Origin of the sequence: Occallatibacter sp. (genome assembly GCF_036502485.1) — a bacterium.
GTDB lineage: Bacteria > Acidobacteriota > Terriglobia > Terriglobales > Acidobacteriaceae > Telmatobacter.
The window spans coordinates 18,042-34,635 of the sequence record NZ_DASXYM010000045.1; the positions used below are offsets into that span (position 1 = coordinate 18,042).

At 62.9% G+C, this 16,594-nt stretch carries 13 protein-coding genes; 8 read left to right on the plus strand and 5 right to left on the minus strand.

What is annotated here, in order from left to right:
- Positions 1-138: 138 nt before the first annotated feature.
- Positions 139-2,211, minus strand: coding sequence for a DNA mismatch repair endonuclease MutL (mutL, locus tag VGL22_RS07770; protein WP_465266335.1), 2,073 nt, complete (start codon positions 2,209-2,211; stop codon positions 139-141).
- A 94-nt stretch (positions 2,212-2,305) separates the two neighbouring features.
- Here mutL and tsaA point away from each other — a divergent pair, with 94 nt between their 5' ends.
- Positions 2,306-2,749: a tRNA (N6-threonylcarbamoyladenosine(37)-N6)-methyltransferase TrmO gene (gene tsaA / locus VGL22_RS07775; protein ID WP_465266336.1), complete on the plus strand. Its 444-nt coding sequence runs from the start codon at positions 2,306-2,308 to the stop codon at positions 2,747-2,749.
- 82 nt (positions 2,750-2,831) lie between these two features.
- On the opposite strand, the gene VGL22_RS07780 is transcribed toward tsaA, so the two are convergent.
- Positions 2,832-3,068 carry a hypothetical protein gene (locus tag VGL22_RS07780; RefSeq protein ID WP_465266337.1) on the minus strand — a complete coding sequence of 79 codons (237 nt, stop codon included), beginning with the start codon at positions 3,066-3,068 and terminating at the stop codon, positions 2,832-2,834.
- Positions 3,069-3,161: 93 nt separating this feature from the next.
- The gene (gene add / locus VGL22_RS07785) at positions 3,162-4,178 is read right to left on the minus strand and encodes an adenosine deaminase (RefSeq protein ID WP_465266338.1); all 1,017 of its coding nucleotides are present in this window, start codon (positions 4,176-4,178) and stop codon (positions 3,162-3,164) included.
- Between the two features lie 333 nt (positions 4,179-4,511).
- On the opposite strand from add, the gene VGL22_RS07790 reads away from it, so the two are divergent.
- Positions 4,512-5,774, plus strand: a complete 1,263-nt coding sequence (locus VGL22_RS07790; protein WP_465266339.1) for an Nramp family divalent metal transporter — start codon at positions 4,512-4,514, stop codon at positions 5,772-5,774.
- A 560-nt stretch (positions 5,775-6,334) separates the two neighbouring features.
- On the opposite strand, the gene VGL22_RS07795 is transcribed toward VGL22_RS07790, so the two are convergent.
- Positions 6,335-7,843 carry an amino acid permease gene (locus VGL22_RS07795; protein ID WP_465266347.1) on the minus strand — a complete coding sequence of 503 codons (1,509 nt, stop codon included), beginning with the start codon at positions 7,841-7,843 and terminating at the stop codon, positions 6,335-6,337.
- Positions 7,844-8,074: 231 nt separating this feature from the next.
- A complete protein-coding gene (locus tag VGL22_RS07800; RefSeq protein ID WP_465266340.1) occupies positions 8,075-8,230 on the minus strand; it encodes a hypothetical protein in 156 nt (51 codons plus the stop codon).
- A gap of 318 nt (positions 8,231-8,548) precedes the next feature.
- Between VGL22_RS07800 and VGL22_RS07805 the strand changes: the two genes are divergently transcribed.
- The 6 genes from VGL22_RS07805 to VGL22_RS07830 all read left to right on the plus strand — a co-directional run.
- A complete protein-coding gene (locus VGL22_RS07805) occupies positions 8,549-9,946 on the plus strand; it encodes an outer membrane protein assembly factor BamB family protein (RefSeq protein WP_465266341.1) in 1,398 nt (465 codons plus the stop codon).
- A 198-nt stretch (positions 9,947-10,144) separates the two neighbouring features.
- The gene (locus VGL22_RS07810; protein WP_465266342.1) at positions 10,145-11,275 is read left to right on the plus strand and encodes a sensor histidine kinase; all 1,131 of its coding nucleotides are present in this window, start codon (positions 10,145-10,147) and stop codon (positions 11,273-11,275) included.
- Positions 11,272-12,054: a LytR/AlgR family response regulator transcription factor gene (locus tag VGL22_RS07815; RefSeq protein WP_465266343.1), complete on the plus strand. Its 783-nt coding sequence runs from the start codon at positions 11,272-11,274 to the stop codon at positions 12,052-12,054. Before VGL22_RS07810 ends, VGL22_RS07815 begins: the two co-directional genes overlap by 4 nt.
- 191 nt (positions 12,055-12,245) lie before the next feature.
- Positions 12,246-14,720, plus strand: coding sequence for a 3-hydroxyacyl-CoA dehydrogenase NAD-binding domain-containing protein (locus VGL22_RS07820; protein WP_465266344.1), 2,475 nt, complete (start codon positions 12,246-12,248; stop codon positions 14,718-14,720).
- A gap of 122 nt (positions 14,721-14,842) precedes the next feature.
- Positions 14,843-15,457: a hypothetical protein gene (locus VGL22_RS07825; RefSeq protein ID WP_465266345.1), complete on the plus strand. Its 615-nt coding sequence runs from the start codon at positions 14,843-14,845 to the stop codon at positions 15,455-15,457.
- An 89-nt stretch (positions 15,458-15,546) separates the two neighbouring features.
- On the plus strand, positions 15,547-16,594 hold a 1,048-nt coding region (locus tag VGL22_RS07830), incomplete at its 3' end, for a glycosyl hydrolase family 8 (protein ID WP_465266346.1).

Sequence of the window (16,594 nt, forward strand, 5' to 3'; positions counted from 1 at the left end):
TGATCAAAGGTCGCTTGCCCTTTATCAAGGGTTCAGCGACTAAGTTTTGGTACGGCTCCGGAATGCTGCGTCTCTGGGTCGGCTATGCCGGGCTTCCCGGCCCCCTGGGGGGAAGGGATACCGCCTGTCCGTTGCGTATTAGATACGGTGGAAGGCCCGCTGGATCTCTTTCCAAGAATACAGCAAAGCGATTGGACGTCCATGCGGGCAGCTTGTTGGGTGCTGCGTCTTCGCAAGTTCCAACAATAGCCAGTCCATACGTGCCGGGTCAAGAGGCGTGTTGACCTTAATGGCGGCGTGGCAGGCAATGGAGGCGGCTATGCGTGTCTTCAGCGATCTAAAATCCTCATTCCTTTCATCTTGTTCCGCGCGAGGCGAGGACTGCTCGATGACTTCAGCAAGCATGCGTTCGAGCCGGATGCCCTCCAGACCCACGGGGGCGGCCTTGACGGCGAGGGTTTGGGGGCCGAAGGGTTCCACTTCAAAACCGTTGTGCTCGAGCTCGTCGGCGATTTCAGCGAATACCACCATCTGCCACGGTTTGAGCTCGACGAGCAGGGGCATGAGCATCCTCTGGCGCTGCACATTCTCCACATTTCGTTCGCGCAGGATCTTTTCAAACAGGACGCGCTCGTGTGCCACGTGCTGATCGATGATCCACAGGCCGTCTTCGCCGGTAGCCAGGATGAAGGATTCGCGCAGCTGGCCCAAGGCCTTGAGGGAGCCGAGGTGATTGAGGTTCTGGGCGGCCTGTTCGGCTTCAATCTGGGCGGTTGCCACGCCGGGGCTAAGGGCGGAAGGTGCTGAATTGCCGTGGTTTGTTCCACAACCGTCGGCGGGCTGCAGCAGCTCGCCCTGGAGCAGAGCCGCGGCGGTGGTGGTGAGCACGGAAGCGCCGGCGAAGGAGCCGGGCCGGAATGAGCTTGATTCAAACGGGAGGCGTGTGGGAAGGGGGGAGGCCGCTCGCGCAGTGAGGCGGAAGGCCTCCGCATCGACCGCGCCGCCGGCGAGGGGTTCGGAATCCGGTTCGATGGGGAACGGGGCGTCGTCACCTGGCTCGCCGGGCAGCGGGGAGGTGGACGGCGGCATGAGGGTGGGGCTGGCCAGGGGTGCGGAGTGGAGCGCGGGGAGGAAACCGGCGGCGGGGCGGGCCTTGATGAGGGCGGTGCGCAGGCTGTCGCGAACAAAATCGTGGATGAGGCTTTGCTGGCGGAAGCGAACCTCCGTTTTGGCGGGGTGGACGTTGACGTCGACCTCTTCGGGCGGCATCTCCAGGAACAGGAGCACCACCGGGGAACTGGTGGGGGGAATGATGTTCCGGTAGGCCTCGGCGATGGCGTGCAGGAGGAGGCGATCACGGATAAGGCGCTTGTTGACAAAGATGTAGATGGAGTTGCGGTTGAGCTTCTGCAGTTCCGGTTTGGAGTAGAAGCCGGAGAGGCGGAGCTGTCCGGGGTCGCGGGGAGGTTCGTCGGGATCTTTCTTCCAGGGAGGCGGCTGGGGCAGGCCGCCGTGCTGGAGCCTGGTCTCGGCGGCGACGGGGAGGAGCTGGGCGAGGGTGTCCTTGCCGAAGATCTGGTAGATGCGCTCGGCGGTGCGGGTGACGGGCGGCGCGGAGACCAGGGTATGGCTGGCGGAGACCAGCTCGAAGTGTTTTTCGGGGTGGACCAGGGCGTAGTGGGTGACCAGGGCGGTGACGTGGGCGAGCTCGGTGGATTCGGCGCGCAGGAATTTGCGGCGGGCCGGCGTATTGAAGAACAAATCGGCGATGGAGAGGGTGGTTCCGCGGGGTACGGCGGCATCGTCGACGTGGAGCAGGTTGCCGCCGGCAATCTCAAGGCGGGTGCCGGTTTCGTCGGGGTCGCCGGTGGAGGTTTCGAGGATCACGCGAGCGACGGACGCGATGGAGGGCAGGGCCTCGCCGCGGAAGCCGAGCGTGGAGATCGAGAGCAAGTCATTGGCGGTGCGCAGCTTGGAGGTGGCGTGTCGCTCGAAGGCGAGCATGGAATCGTCGCGGTTCATGCCGCAGCCGTCGTCGGCGATGCGGATGAGCTTGCGGCCTCCGGCTTCGACTTCGACACGGATGCGGGTGGCGCCGGCGTCGAGAGAGTTTTCGAGGAGCTCTTTGACGACAGACGCGGGGCGGTCCACCACTTCGCCCGCGGCGATCTGGTTGGCCACCTGGTCAGAGAGTACTCGGATGCGCCCCATAAGCGATTAGGGTATCGCAAAGCGGCCGGTGGGAATCGGGGACACTTTTGCTGCGGGGAAGGCAGAGTTACGATCATCGATAGGAGAGCCAGGCATGTTCACACCCACGCCGATTGGATTTGTTCGCAGCCCATACAGCCAGACGTCCACCATTCCGAAAGGGCTGGGCGCGAAGCATGATGCCGAAGGGGATCTTGAGATTCTGCCGGAGTTTGCGGCCGGGCTGCAGGATGTGGAGGGATTTTCGCACCTGTTCGTGATCTGGGTCTTTGATAAGTCAGAGGGGTATCAGCTGGTGGGGCCGACTCCTGTGGACGGGATTCCGCACGGGGTGTTTGCGACGCGCTCGCCGCGGCGTCCCAATCCGCTAGGTCTGACGGTGGTGGAGATTCTGGGCCGCACGGAGAACCGCCTGCATGTGCGGGGGCTGGACATGCTTGAGGGGACGCCGATCCTCGATCTGAAGCCGTATATGTCGAGCATTGCGGCGGAGAAGCTGCGGCGGGGGTGGCTGGATGTGGCCGAGGCGAAGGGATAGAACTTCAACCGAAGTTATATTGCAATAGGTTTTCCGGGCATTTCTGATCGCGGAGCAGTGATCGCGAAGAATTGTTGCGTGGCTAGATTCCTACGCCGTACTCGGAGATGGCGGCGCTGCCGTCGGAGTGGGAGTAGAAGTCATAGGGCGTGCGCCTCTTGAACTTGTACCAGCTGCGCAGCTCGAATCCCAGGAAGATCCCCAGACTGGCCGCGGCCATGCCTACCGAGAACCAGCCGATGGCGCGTAACGCCTTGTGTTCACCCAGCTTATCCTCTTCCGTCTCCTCGGTCGCCGGCACTTCGGGTTCGTTCAACATGGGCACCTTCCTTGACATCTTCCTTGATGAGAATGATACCGCAGATGGTCGCATGGCGACCCTGCGGCTTAGACCTCGAAGATGAAGATTTGTTTACCTCGCTGACTCGATTTGGGCCAGCCAGCGCGCCTTTGCCGATTCGGGCAAAAAGCTCGCCTGCAAGGAATTGGATGCAAGCTGACGGAGTTCGTCGCGGGTGAAGCCCTGCCGGGTATGGGCCAGCATGTATTCGCTTTCAAGGTCGGAGCCGAAGAAGGCGGGGTCATCGGAATTGAGGGTGACGAGGAGGCCGGAATCAAAGTAGTGCCGCAGGGGATGGTCGTCCCAGGAGGGGCAGACGCCGGTGCGGACATTGGAGGTGGGGTTCAGTTCCAGGGGGATGCGGCGGTCGCGCAGGTCGTTGAGGAGGTCGGGATCGGCGATGGCGGAGAGGGCGTGGCCGATGCGTTCGGAACCAATGGCGAGGGCTTCGCGGATGGCCTCGGGCGGGGTGGTCTCACCGGCGTGGTTGGTGAGGTGGAGACCGGCGGCTTTGGCTTCAGCGTAGAGGTCGCGGAAGGGCTCCGATCCGCAGCGGCGCTCGTCGCCTCCCAGGCCGATGCCGATGATGGCGGGGAACTGGGGCAGCATGGCGGCGGCCTTGCGGAAGACGCGAGCGGCTTCTTCGATGGTGAAGTGGCGGACGGCGTCGAAGATCCAGTAGAGGGAGAGTCCCAGCTCGCGCTCGGCGCGGAGGCGGGCGGCTTCAAGGCCGGCGAAGATGGGCTCGAAGCATTCGGGATCGTGGTTGCGCCAGAGATAGATGACGCCGACGGAGATGTAGACCTCGGCGTGCACCACGCCCTGTTCGGCCAGGCGCTGGGCCATGCGCCAGGCGGCGAGCTCGTAGTCGGCGGGGGTGATGAGGCGGGAGGTCACGGCCTTGAACGCGTCGAGGAAGCCGGAAAAGTCAGTGAAGCGGTAGACCGCGCCGGCCTCAGTGAGGGTGAGGGGTTGGCGGTCGTGGCGCTGGCTGAGCTCGACGAGGGTGGCAGGGGTGATGGCGCCTTCGAGGTGAAGGTGAAGCTCGGCCTTGGGGAGACGGCGGATGAAGGCCGCGATATCGTCCATGGTTCTAGTCTAGCTATAGCGGCGGCCCAGTCGTGATGCTGATCCGCGGGCCACCAGCCATCCTGGCATCGTGCCGGATGGCGTGATGAAGGTATCGGATCGCGTTTGCCGTCGACTCAGCCAGGGGGCGGCTTCTGGCCGTCCTGCCGGCGAGGACGCCGGTGGCAATGGCGCAGATTCCAGGGCGGATTCAAAGCCTGGTTACGGCCGGGAATCCGGCGGAAATGCGCGGGCCGAATTCCCGCGACTACAAGCCATGCTGCAGGAGCTTGCCTCCGGGACGGCATCCAAGTGATTGATGGGAATGTGCAACAAGGTAGTGGGGAGTCATGAGTGGCCGCCGCTTTGACGCGCCGCCTGCGAATGCTACTGAGGTCGATCGGTCCCGGCATTGTGACCGGGGCGGCTGACGACGACCCGTCCGGCATCGCCACCTATTCGATTGCCGGCGCGCAGCTTGGAACCCAGCTTTTGTGGACGGCGCTGATCACATGGCCGCTGATGGCCGCGGTGCAGATGATGTGCGCCCGGATCGGGCAGGTTACGGGAAGAGGGCTGTCAGGGAACCTGCGTCAGCGCTTTCCGCGATGGCTGCTGATTGTGTTCATTCTCGCGCTGCTGGTGGCCAATACGATCAACATCGCCGCCGATCTGGCCGGTATGGCCGATGCTGCCGAGATGATTTCGGGGATCAATTCCCACTGGTTTGAGGTGGGGTTCGCGGTTTTGATTGCGGGCGCCACGGTAAAGCTTTCGTATCGCCGGATTGCCAACGTGCTGAAGTGGCTGGTGCTGGTGTTGTTCGCATATCCCATCACCGCCATCCTGGTGGGGGCTGACTGGGGAGCGGTGGCGCGGGCGGCGCTGGTGCCGCACCTTCCTCACAGCAGCGGGCAATGGTCGATGCTGGTGGCCATTCTGGGAACGACGATCAGCCCTTATCTCTTCTTCTGGCAGGCGAGTTCCGAGGTGGAAGAGGAAAAGGAATTGGGCCGCACGAGGCTGGCCGACCGCAAGGGAGCGACTACCGAAGAGCTTGAGATGCGCCGCATCGACGTGGGGGTGGGGACGTTTTTCTCGAACCTGGTGATGTTCTTCATCATTCTGACGACCGCCGTGACCCTGAATCGGCACGGCATGACGCACATTGAAACGACGCGCCAGGCGGCTGCGGCGCTGCGGCCTCTGGCGGGGAAATTTGCCGCTATGCTGTTCACGATCGGGATCGTGGGGGTGGGGTTTCTGGCCATTCCGACGCTGGCGGGCTCGGCGGCGTACGCGTTCGCGGAGACGTTTGGCTGGCGAGAAGGGCTGAACCAGACGATGAGGCGGGCGCGGTCGTTCTATGCGGTCTTCCTGATCGCGACGGCGGGGGCTGCTTTACTGAGCCTGGCGGGGATCAATCCGGTGAAAGCGCTCTTTTGGACGGCGGTGATCAACGGCTTGCTGGCGCCCTTTTTGCTGGTGACGATTCTGATCATTGCCGCGGATACGCGGTTGATGCAGGGGCAGCCGAGTCCGCGATGGGAATGGGTGCTGGTGGCGGTGGCGACGGCGGCGATGTTTGGGGCTGGGGTGGCGATGTTTGTGGTGTAGGGGCGTGGCGGATGCCGGGGGTATTGACTGATCGGTACCTTGCGGATTGAGGTTTCGGGGAACAGGATGCAAAAACCCAACCGGTAATCAGGCCCGAAAAGTGAGCTGAATCACATACGATCAACCCACTAAGTGCTTGTTTTTCAATGAGTGGCCGTTCGCGTGCGCGATGATCGAAAAAGAAGACGCTATTAATTTTATGGTTAACACAATGTGATTCTTTAACGATTCGGAGATCGCTCCGCGAGTGCTGCGCAGCTCTGCTATTGTGACAGCTTCTGTTTTCGAGTCAGTGATGGCGGTCACGGCTTGCAGGGGCTAAAGCCCGCGCGGTGTATGAGGCTTTATCGGCCCGGCTGAAGCCGTGCCCTTGTTACAAAGCCCGCTCCCACAGGCCTAAAACTGTAAAGGATGTGTGGGGACGAGACGGCTGAAGCCGTGCCCTTGTTACAAAGCCCGTTCCCACAGGCCTAAAACTGTAAAGGATTGTGTGGAGACGAGACGGCTGAAGCCGTGCCCTTGTTACAAAGCTCGCTTCGGCAGACTTGTTCAGCCAGGGGCTATCGTGCGCGCGCGAATTCGCTGCGGTGGCGGCTGTAGAGGAAATAGATCACCAGGCCGATGGCGAGCCAGATAAAGAAGGCCATCCAGGTGAGGACTTCGAGCCCCATCATGAGCAGGATGCAGAAGACGATGCTGAGCACGGGGAAGACGGGGCCGAGGGGGGCGCGGAAGCCGCGGTGGCGGTTGGGTTCGCGGTGGCGCAGGACCAGGACGCCGGCGGAGACCAGCACGAAGGCGAACAGGGTGCCGATGTTCGACAGGTTGGAGACGGTGCCGATGTCGAGCAGGCCGGCGGGGAGTCCCACCACGAAGCCGGCGACCCAGGTGGCGAAGGCGGGTGTGCGGAACTGGGGATGGAGGACGCCGAAGACGCGGGGCAGGAGGCGGTCGCGGGACATGGCGAACCACACGCGCGCCTGACCGAGCTGGAAGACAAGGATGGACGAAATCATGCCCAGCATGGCGCCGATGAGGACCACCAGCCGCACCCAGTGAAGGCTGTGGGAGCCAGTGGAAATGCTGAGGCGCTTGAGGGAGTTGACGACCGGAGCGGCGTCTCCCATGACGGACTGCCAGGGCACGATGCCGGAGAGGACGATGGCGACGCCGCCATAGAGGACGGTACAGGCGGCGAGGGTGGCGAGGATGCCGATGGGCATATCGCGCTGCGCGTTGCGGCACTCCTCGGCGGCGGTGGAGACGGAGTCGAAGCCGATGTAGGTGAAGAAGATAATGGAGCCGCCGGTGAGGACGCCGCCCCAGCCATTGGGCATGAAGGGGTGCCAGTTGTGGGGCTTGACAAAGGTTCCGGCGGCGAAGATGAAGGCCAGGATGGCGATCATCTTGATGAGGACGAGGATGTTGTTGGTGCGGGCTGACTCGCGAATGCCGCGGACCAGGATGACGGTGAGGACCATCACGATGAGGAACGCGGGGATGTTGAAGCCGAAGTGCCAGCCGGGGTCGTAGAGGTTGTTGCCGGCGAGGTCCTGGAGGCCGGTAGGGAGGTAGGCGGGCGAGATCCATCGGAGGGAGGGGTGGACGCCGAACCAGTCGAGCAGGTCAACCACATGGGCGGCGAAGCCGACGGAGACGCTCATGTTGGAGAAGGCGTACTCAAGGATGAGGTCCCAGCCGATGATCCAGGCGACCAGTTCGCCCATGGTGACGTAGGTGTAGGTATAGGACGAGCCGGCGATGGGGATCATCGAGGACAGCTCGGCGTAGCAGAGGCCGGTGAAGGCGCACACGATGGCTACGAAGACCAGTGAGAGGGCAAGCGCGGGCCCGGCGCCGGGGCGGCCGTTGAGGGCGGTGTGATAGATCAGCCAGTGGATGAGCGGGGTATTGGCGACCTGTGGCGTATCGAACCGCTGGCCGGCCATGGCCGTGCCGATGACGGTGAAGATGCCGGAGCCGATGACCGCGCCGATGCCGAGGGCGGTCAGCGACCACGGGCCGAGTGTCTTTTTAAGGGCTTGTCCGGGCTCTTCCGACTCGCGGATGAGCTTGTCGATAGATTTGCGGGCTACCAGTTGGCTGGGCAGGGCAGCTCTCCTCTTTATCTGAACCAGTTACCGCTATGGGGAACCTGCTCAGGAAGATACAGGAATATGCAACTGATGATAAAGGGAGAGAACAGGTTTTTGGCGGCGAGCTGCCAGCTTCCAGCCCTGATCCCGGCGTCCCATGCTGGTGGGCTCCACCGGAAGCGGCTGGAAGCTAGCGGCTGCTTTTTACCGCTTGGACTGGCCGCGAGCCAACTTTTTGACTCTTTTCTTGGCGGATCCGCGCGGGGTGGTGCGCTTGGCTTTGGGGGCGGCCTTCTTGCGGGCGGCGCGCTTTACTTTTTTGCGTTCTACTTTGTCTTCAATCTTGGTGGTGTTGGCCACGATTACCTCTTTCGCTGCTTTCAGATGTGTCCGGCGGGCTTTGGCCGCGTTGGTCCGGAAATATGCTCTTTTATCGTAACAGCGGATGAGGAATGGGGGAAGCGGGAGGGTGAGGGGGTGTTGGGAGGGGGGCGGGCGCGAGCGAGGACCCCGCACGACAGGCGGTGAAGATACCGGCGCTACAAACGATGCTGGTGCTGTCAATGAATGGGGAGCGCGCGGCGCCGGGGTGGGGTGGAGGCCGGTTGGGAAGCGGTGCCGTCCTGATGGCAACGGTTTTGATGACCGGGGGGGCGGAAGGTGAGTACATTCAACATCATGAAAGACGAAAGCAATCATTTCTCTGACAAGGCCGCGGGCGGAGGACTGCCGGCGGCGGACGCGACGGAGGCGGCTTCTCTGTCGATGGCGGGTGTGGCGGCCATAGCTCTTCGGTTTACGGCTCTGCTGGTGTTTTTGCTGGGGGCGGCGCTGCTGTTTGCGTCAGACACGGCGACCTTCCGGGGGAATGCGGCGCATACGGGGGTGTACAGCGCGCCGGGCTTTCTGCAGTTGACCGGCGTGCAGTGGACGTTTCATGCCGGCGGCCAGTTGATCGCTTCGCCGGCGGTGGATGGCGACACCATTTACGCTCCCAGTACGGCCGGCAAGCTTTACGCTGTGGACCGTGCCACGGGTACGAAGAAGTGGGAGCTGGACCTTAAGACGCGGCTGACCTCGTCGCCTGCGGTGGCCGAGGGCGTGGTGTACCTGGCGGCGTACGATGGCAACTTCTACGCGGTGGACGCGGCCGCCGGGAAGGTGAAATGGCAGTTCAAGACCGGGGGAGAGAAGCGTTTCAGTGGCAGGCATCTGCACGGTATGCAGCCGGCGAGTGAGACCATGCCCGATCCCTTCGATTGCTGGCTCTCCTCCCCGGTGGTGTGGGGCGGGGCAGTATATTTTGGCAGCGGCGACCACAATGTGTATGCCCTGGACGCGGCGACCGGGACGCTGAAGTGGAAGTTCGAGACGGGCGATGTGGTGCACGCGTCGCCGGCGATCGATGGCGGCGTGCTGTTTGTGGGGAGCTGGGACAGGAATTTCTATGCGCTGGATGCGGCTACAGGCAAGGAGAAGTGGCGGTTCAAGACCGGTGAAGACGCGGATATGCATAACCAGGAGGGGATCCAGTCCTCGGCGGCGGTAGCGGACGGCATGGTGTTCTTCGGCTGCCGCGATGCGCACCTGTACGCGCTCGATGAGAAGACGGGCGCGAAAAAGTGGGCCTTCGGAACCAAGGGGTCGTGGGTGGTGGGCTCTCCGGCCGTGAGCAAGGGCGAGGTGTTCTTTGCCACCTCTGACACCGCCATGCTGTACGCAGCCGACGCCAAGACCGGCGCTATCGAGTACGGGGTGGGCTTTAACGGCTGGCCGGTGTTCTCGTCGCCGGCCATTGCGGGCGACATGCTGTATGTGGGTTCGGCGGAGGGCAAGCTGGGGGCGGTGCACATCCCGAGCGGACGGTTGGCGTGGTCTTTTGCCACGGAGGGTAACAAGCAGAATGCCGCCGAAATCAAGAGCTACTTCGCGCCGTTCACCACGGATTTCTATGACGATGTGATTGCGGCTTATGGCAAGTTGCTGACACTGGGCCCTATTCTGGCGTCGCCGGTGGTGGTGGACAAGGCAGTGTATGTCGCCAGCGTGGACGGGAATCTATACGCGCTGCAGTAGCGGCTGAGGGTGTGCGGGTCTCTGCGCCAGCAAGCCAACGTCGGGGCTTGCCGGAGGCCCTGGGGCATGGTCGTGGAAGAGTTCCGCGGGCTTCCCCGGGGCTGGAAAGAGAGATAATACGTTGGATTTCGGCAGCGTGAATTTCGCGAGGATGCCGCGCGTGCTGGATGCGTCCGGCAAACGGCTCAGGAGCTGAACATGGCGACGGTAGCGGAAAGCGGCAAGATTGTCGCCGTGGAGCGGCCTCCGCGGCTTCCTTTAACGCGCGTGATTATGCGTTCCTGGCCGGTGCGGACGGCGTTGATCCTGCTGGGGTCGACTGTAATTGGATTGATCTTCGCGCTGCCGATATGGGCGGAGATGGGGTGGAAGCAGTCGATGGCGCAGTGGTGGGCGTGGGGATTGATGGCGCCACTGATCTTCCGGGCCGATCGCGCGCTGCCGTTCTCCGGCCGGCAATTTGGGCAGCGGGCGGTGGCTCACATCCCCTGCTCGATTCTTTTTACGTCCCTTTATATCTATGTGTTCTTTGCGGTCCGCGCGGCGATTGGGGATATCAAGTGGGAGTCTCTGAGGCCCGGGCACATGCTGAAGGCGGGGCCGGGCTGGTTCATCTGGAGCGTGCTGATCTACTGGATGATCGTGGGGGCGCTGCAGGCGTATCGGTATTACGAGCGCTATCTGAGCAGCGAACTGCGGCTGGAGCGAATGGAGAAGAGCTATAGTCAGGCGCGGCTCAATGCGTTGCGCATGCAACTGGATCCGCATTTTCTGTTTAACGCGCTCAATACGATTTCGTCGCACGTGGAGCGAGACCCGCGGCTGACGCGGAGGATGATTGAGCACCTGGGCGATCTGCTGCGGCTGTCGCTGGAGAGCAAGGACAGGCACGAGGTTCCGCTGGCGGAAGAACTGGCGTTTCTCGATCACTATCTCGAAATCCAGAAGATACGGTTTGGCGACCAGTTGACGGTGGACATCGATGTGGCGCCGGAGGTGCGGTATGCGGCGGTGCCGTCGCTGCTGCTGCAGCCGCTGGTGGAGAATGCGATCCGGCATGGAATTTCGCGGCGCATCTCCGGCGGGGCGGTGATGGTGACAGCGCGCGCGGTGGGGCAGAACCTGGTGATCCAGGTGGAGGACGACGGTGTGGGGCTGGCGCCGGGGTGGACGCTCGAAAACAGTTCAGGGCTGGGGCTGGCCGTGACGAGGGAGCGCATCGCGGGGATCTATCCTGCGCAGCATGTATTCACGGTCCGCAGGCGGCCGGAAGGGGGAACGAGAGTGGAGATTGTGCTGCCACTGCGGTTCCAGGGAGAAGAGGCATGACGGGGCCAGAAAACATGCGCGTGCTGGTGGTGGATGACGAGGCGCCAGCGCGCCAGCGGGTGATTGACTTGCTGCGCCACGATGCGCAGGTGGGCACGATTGTGGAAGCGGCAGACGGGCAGGCGGCAGTGGAGTCGATTCTGGATTTCAGGCCGGAGCTGGTGCTGCTCGATGTGCAGATGCCGGAGCTGGACGGGCTGGGCGTGGTGGAGGCGATTGGGCCGGCGGAGATGCCGCTGACGGTGTTTATCACGGCCTACGATCAGCACGCATTGCGGGCCTTTGAGGCCAATGCGCTTGACTATCTTCTGAAGCCGTTCAGCGACGAGCGCTTTGAAGGGATGATGGGTCGGGTGAAGACGCGGCTGGATGAGCGCAGCCTGCGGGAGTTTGGTCAGCGCGTGATGAAGATGGTGTCGACGGCGCCGTCCTCCTCGGACCGCCGCTGGGACCGGCTGGTGGTGAAGGCGGGGGGGACGACGCGCTTTGTGCGCGTGGTTGATATTGACTGGATTGAGGCGGCGGGCGTGTATGTGAATCTGCACGTGGGCGGCAAAGAGCTGCTGTATCGAGCGGCGCTGAACGAACTGGCGGACCGGCTGGATCCGCGGCGGTTTGTGCGCGTGCACCGGTCGGCAATCATCAATATCGAGAGCATTCTGCAACTGGAGCCGATTTCGCATGGGGAGTTCGACGCGGTGCTGCGCAACGGGGCGCGGACGCGGGTGAGCCGCACGTATCGCGCGCAACTGGAGAAGCGGCTGGGACAGCCGTTGTAGAGAACAGGGAAAGAGGGACAGAGGGAAAAAGGGAAAAGGGAAAGAGGGAGAGAGGGAGAGAGGGAAAGAGGGGCAGAGGGAAAAAGGGAAGAAGGGACAGAGGGAAACTGGATGGCTGGCGCGGGCAACTGCTATTCTCGCCTCACTATCGGCGGCGAGCGCATTCCCGGTTCGTCCCGCGCGGAGAGGGCATGAGCACCAGTGTCCCAGTCACTATCCACTCGCTGAATTCTTCTGCGCAGCCGCTGCTGGTGCGCCGTGCCGCGGTGCTGGGCGCCGGAACCATGGGGTCGCGGATTGCGGCGCACCTGGCCAATGTGGGAATTCCAACGCTGCTGCTGGACCTGGTGCCGGAAGGCGCGCATCACAAAAACAAGCTGGCTCTGCTGGCGCTGGAGAACCTCGTGAAGTCGAAGCCTGCGGCGTTGTACGATGCCGCCTTTGCGGGGCGGATTACGCCGGGCAACTTCGACGACGACTTGCCGAAGCTTCGCGAGTGCGACTGGGTGATTGAGGCGGTGGCGGAGAATCTCTCGATCAAGCACACCCTTCTGGAGCGTGTGGTGCCGCATCTTGCGCCGGGCGCGATTCTGACGACAAACACTTCAGGGCTGCCGATTGCGCAGATTGCCGCGAAGCTGCCGGAGGCTCTGCGCAGCCGGTTCTTCGGGACGCATTTTTTCAATCCGCCTCGCTATATGCAACTGCTGGAGATCATCCCCCTGGCGGAGACAGATGCGCAGGTCTTGTCCCGCTTTGCGGCGTTCGCGGATCGGTTGCTGGGCAAGCAGGTGGTGCTGGCTAACGACACGCCTAACTTCATTGCCAACCGCATTGGGGTGACGGTGATGTTTACGGCGGCGGCGCTGATGATGGAGCAGGGGCTCACCATTGAAGAAGCGGATGCCCTGACGGGACAGGCGATAGGTTGGCCGCGTACGGGGACTTTCCGGCTTGCCGATATGGTGGGCATCGATGTGTTGGCGCAGGTGGCGTGGAACTATCCGGCAGGCGCGGCCGGAGGCGGCTTCCTGAACCTGCTGGCAGAGATTGTGAAGCGGGGCTGGCTGGGCGACAAAACGCGGCAGGGGTTCTACAAGAAGGCACGCGGAGCAGATGGGAAGGAAGAGCGCTTCGTGCTGGATCTGAAGACGCTGGAATACCGGCCACTCAGCAAGGCGGCGATTCCATCGGTCGAGATGGCAAAGAATGCGGCCACGCTGAAGGAGCGGCTGCGCATTCTGCTGGGCAACGATCCGGCAAAGGACAAGGCCGCGGCGTTTTTGTGGCCCATGCTGGCGACGCTTTGGAACTTTTCCGCGGAGCGCATCGGTGAGGCGGCACATGATGCGCCGTCGGTCGATCGGGCCATGCGGGCCGGGTTCAACTGGGAGATGGGCCCGTTTGAGATGTGGGATGCGGTGGGTGTGCGGGCCAGCGTGGAGCGGATGAAGGCCATGCAACTGCCGGTGAGTGCGGCGGTGGAGCAGCTTCTGGACTCAGGCAATGAGAACTGGTATGCGCCAGACGGGCCGCACTGCTTCAACCCCTCGACATCGGCATGGGATCTGATTCCCCGGCAGCCGGGGCATGCGCGCGTGGCGGACTACCGGCGCGGACGGCGGCCGGTGGGTTCATGCATCGTGAAGTCGAATGCGGGGGCGTCGCTGGTGGACATCGGCGACCACATCGCGTGTATTGACCTGCACTCCCTCAAGAATGCGATTGGCGGCGACGTGGTTTCGCTGGTGACGTCGGTACTTCGGCCTGAGTCGGATTGCGTGCGCGACTTTGCGGGATTTGTGCTGAGCGGCGATCGTGAGCACTTCAGCGTGGGCGCGAACCTGATGCAGTTGCTGCTGGCGGCGCAGGAGGGCGACTGGGACGAGGTGAATGGGGCCATTCGCGGCTTCCAGCAGATGACGCAGGCCATCAAGTTCTGTCCCCGCCCGGTAGTGGTGGCGCCGTTTGGCATGACGCTGGGAGGCGGCGCGGAGATGTGCCTGCATGCAGCGCGGCGGCAGCCGTTTGCGGAGACGTATATCGGCCTGGTGGAAGCAGGTGTGGGGCTGATTCCCGGCGGCGGGGGGACCAAGGAGATGCTGCTGCGGGCGGTGGATGCTGCTGCAACGGTCTCCGGTGCTGATCCGCGAGGGCAGAACCCGGGGCCGGCGCGGCTGGCGCAGTCGCCGGAGATGGGGAACGCGCTGAAGAAGGCACTGGAGACGATCGCGATGGCGAAGGTGTCGACTTCCGCTGTGGAGGCGCGCGGGATGGGCTTGTTTTCCGCGGCCGACGGCATCACGTACAACCGCGAGCGGCTGCTGCTGGATGCCAAGGCCGAAGTGCAGTCGATGGTCGAGCGGGGCTATACAGCGCCGGTGCCGCGGACGGAGATCCCAGCGCCGGGACTGGCCGCGCTGGCCACCATGGAGATCGGCGTCTTCCTTATGGGTGAAGCGGGATACGCGAGCGAGCACGACCAGAAGGTGGCGCGGTGGGCGGCCTATATTCTTGCGGGCGGACGGGTGACGGCCGGGTCGCTGGTAAGCGAGCAATACTTGCTGGATCTGGAGCGGGAGGCGTTTCTGTCGCTGTGTGGCGAGAGGAAGACGCTGGAGCGGATTGCGTTCACCTTGAAGACCGGCAAGCCGCTCAGGAACTAGGTGGTCAGGTGATCAGGTGATCAGGTGATCAGATGATCAGGATTCGGTGTGCGGGCCAGAGACGTGAGCTGTGAACTTGCCCTCGTCCGGCGGGGAGCATACCCTTCTGTTGAGACTCCATCATGACTTTTCCGGGCCGCATAACGTGCAGTTCGCTCGTGCTGCTGGGCGTGTCTCTATGCGGGTTTGCGCAGGAGCCTGACGACGGGCTGAAGTCGCTGGTGGCCAAGGGCGAGGTCACGCTGCGGGGGCAGACGCACGCGTATGTTGTGCGGCATCTTCCGCCGGCATCGTTTCCTGATCTGCCGCAGACGGTGGCGGGCGAACTCAATCGGCGTGGCTGCCTGATTCCGCAGACTTACCAGGCGCGCCGGCCGGAGAACGTGGTGCATGGCAGCTTCGAGCGCGCGGGTTCGTCCGACTGGGCAGTGTTGTGCTCGGTAGAAGGGACGGTGTCGCTGCTGGTTTTTTTCGAGGGCGGGGTGTCGAAGCCGGCGAAGGTGGCGACGGCGCGCGAGACCGAGCGGCTGCAGGTGCATGACTCGGGCGGCGAGATGGGGTTCAGCTGGGGTATTGATGCCGCCTCGCCGCAGCGGATCCATGATGCGCAGAACGGGCTTTCGCCGCGGCCAGGGCGCGTGGAGCATGACGCCATCGCTGACTCAATCGTGGAGCGCAAGACGCTTTATAGATATTTCGACAAAGGATCATGGTCGGTCCTGGACATGCCGGATTGAGCGTGGACCGGCTTGACGGGCAAGGCCTGCGGCATCTACAAAGCCGACAGATGCATTTGCGATAAATCGATCTACTTGGGGGATTTGTGATGGCAGGGTGGCGCGTTCGGCTGCTGGGAGCAGCGATGTTTATCGTGTCAGCGTTGGCCGGCGCTGCCGCCCTACATGCACAGGCTCCTGATTCGAAGGGGCAGGGCGCCTTCGCTACGGGCAAATACCGCAACCTCTTTGCCGAGGCGGGGTACTCGCAAGAGGAAATCAAGGCGAAGATTGATGCGGCCTACCAGCAACTCTTCCATGGCGATCCTCAGACGCAGTCGATCGGGTTTGCGGCGGGGTCAAATGGCAACGGGCCGCTGATGTACATCACCGACTGGGCCAATCATGACGTGCGTACGGAGGGCATGTCGTACGGCATGATGATCGCGGTGCAGATGGACAAAAAAGCTGACTTTGACGCGATCTGGAACTGGGCGAAGACCTATATGTACGTGGCAGACCCCAAGGCGCCGAGCTACGAGTTCTTCGCGTGGTCGTGCAAGACGGACGGAACGCATAACTCAGAGGGAGCGGCGCCGGACGGCGAATCCTATTTCGCCATGTCGCTGCTGTTTGCGGCGAACCGCTGGGGCAACGGACAGGGCATTTACAACTACCAGGTTGAGGCCGAGCGGTTGCTGGCGGCGATGGTGCATCGGCCGGTGATTACCGGACAGAGCAAGTGGGGCCCGCACAGCGTGGGGCCGATGATGAACCTGGATCCGCCGGAGATTCTGTTTGTGCCGGATATTTCGAAGCAGATGTTCACGGATCCGTCCTACCATCTGCCGGCGTTCTACGAACTGTGGGCGCGCTGGGGACCGCAGGCGGATCGCCCGTTCTGGGTGAGTGCTGCAGAGACCAGCCGCAAGTTTTTCAGCAAGACGACGAATGCGCAGACCGGACTGGCGCCGGTGTATGCGAATTTCGACGGCACGCCGCACAAGAATCCGTTCTCGCAGTCAGACGAGTTTGGGTACGACGCGTGGCGCACGGCGAGCAACTGGAGCGTGGACTGGTCGTGGTGGCGGAAGGAGCCTTCGGAGCAGCAGTTGAGCGATCGCATCCAGGCGTTTTTTGAAGGGCAGGGAATCGACC